This window comes from Caminicella sporogenes DSM 14501 (genome assembly GCF_900142285.1).
Classification (GTDB): domain Bacteria; phylum Bacillota; class Clostridia; order Peptostreptococcales; family Caminicellaceae; genus Caminicella; species Caminicella sporogenes.
Genome location: NZ_FRAJ01000043.1, coordinates 1 through 1,098 on the forward strand (window position 1 = coordinate 1; position 1,098 = coordinate 1,098).

At 46.2% G+C, this 1,098-nt stretch carries 10 tRNA genes; all 10 read left to right on the top strand.

The annotated features are described in order from the left end of the window. Positions 1 to 11 precede the first annotated feature (11 nt). The 10 genes from BUA90_RS12065 (at position 12) to BUA90_RS12110 (ending at position 1,049) form a co-directional block, all read left to right on the top strand. Positions 12 to 87: transfer RNA gene (locus BUA90_RS12065), tRNA-Val, on the top strand. Between the two features lie 80 nt (positions 88 to 167). Beyond that, positions 168 to 244: transfer RNA gene (locus tag BUA90_RS12070), tRNA-Asp, on the top strand. 109 nt (positions 245 to 353) lie between these two features. Then, a tRNA-Thr gene (locus tag BUA90_RS12075) sits at positions 354 to 429 on the top strand. A gap of 3 nt (positions 430 to 432) precedes the next feature. Next, positions 433 to 517: transfer RNA gene (locus tag BUA90_RS12080), tRNA-Tyr, on the top strand. Between the two features lie 5 nt (positions 518 to 522). Beyond that, a tRNA-Gly gene (locus tag BUA90_RS12085) sits at positions 523 to 597 on the top strand. Between the two features lie 18 nt (positions 598 to 615). Further along, positions 616 to 691: transfer RNA gene (locus tag BUA90_RS12090), tRNA-His, on the top strand. A gap of 17 nt (positions 692 to 708) precedes the next feature. Next, a tRNA-Gln gene (locus BUA90_RS12095) sits at positions 709 to 784 on the top strand. 5 nt (positions 785 to 789) lie between these two features. After that, positions 790 to 865, top strand: a tRNA-Lys gene (locus BUA90_RS12100). An 8-nt stretch (positions 866 to 873) separates the two neighbouring features. Beyond that, positions 874 to 948: transfer RNA gene (locus BUA90_RS12105), tRNA-Cys, on the top strand. Between the two features lie 24 nt (positions 949 to 972). Next, positions 973 to 1,049, top strand: a tRNA-Arg gene (locus BUA90_RS12110). The last annotated feature ends 49 nt before the right edge of the window (positions 1,050 to 1,098 follow it).

Below are 1,098 nucleotides of genomic sequence, written 5' to 3' on the forward strand. Positions count from 1 at the left end.
GGTCACCAAACGGGCGCATAGCTCAGCTGGGAGAGCACCTGCCTTACAAGCAGGGGGTCATAGGTTCAAGTCCTATTGCGCCCACCAGATTCAATTAATAATTGAGAATTATTGAGAAGAATTTAATATATTTTTAATTCTTAATTCATAATTTTTAATTTATACTTGGCCCGGTAGTTCAGTTGGTTAGAACGCTAGCCTGTCACGCTAGAGGCCGAGGGTTCGAGTTCCTTCCGGGTCGCCAATTTAATAATTAATAGTTAATAGTGAATAATGAATAGGTATTAGAAGATCTTAAAATCATTTGATGATTTGTTGTTTTTTAATTATTAATTATTCATTGTATTATTTGTGCTGGCGTAGCTCAACTGGTAGAGCAGCTGACTTGTAATCAGCAGGTTGCGGGTTCGAGTCCCATCGCCAGCTCCATGTGGAGGGATGCCCGAGAGGCTAAAGGGGGCGGACTGTAAATCCGTTGGCTAAGCCTACGCTGGTTCGAATCCAGCTCCCTCCACCATATATGCGGTAGTGGCTCAGTGGTAGAGCATCGCCTTGCCAAGGCGAGGGCCGAGGGTTCAAATCCCTTCTACCGCTCCAATGGTTTTAATTGTGATGGCGGCTGTCGTCAAGTGGTTAAGACACAGGATTGTGGCTCCTGCATGCGTGGGTTCGAATCCCATCAGCCGCCCCAATTCACCAAGTTTACATTGGGGATTAGCCAAGTCGGTAAGGCAACGGACTTTGACTCCGTGATGCGCAGGTTCGAGTCCTGCATCCCCAGCCAAATAAGACCCATTAGCTCAGTCGGTAGAGCACCTGACTTTTAATCAGGGTGTCCCGCGTTCGAGTCGCGGATGGGTCACCAGTTTATGTGGCGGCATAGCCAAGTGGTAAGGCAGAGGTCTGCAAAACCTTTATTCCCCAGTTCGAATCTGGGTGCCGCCTCCATTTTATTATTTCAAAAATTAATAGGCACTGTTAGCTCAGCTGGATAGAGCACATGACTACGAATCATGGGGTCGGGGGTTCGAATCCCTCACAGTGCACCAAAATTAAAACCCTTGAAAATCAAGGGTTTTTTATTTTATCATATTGAAT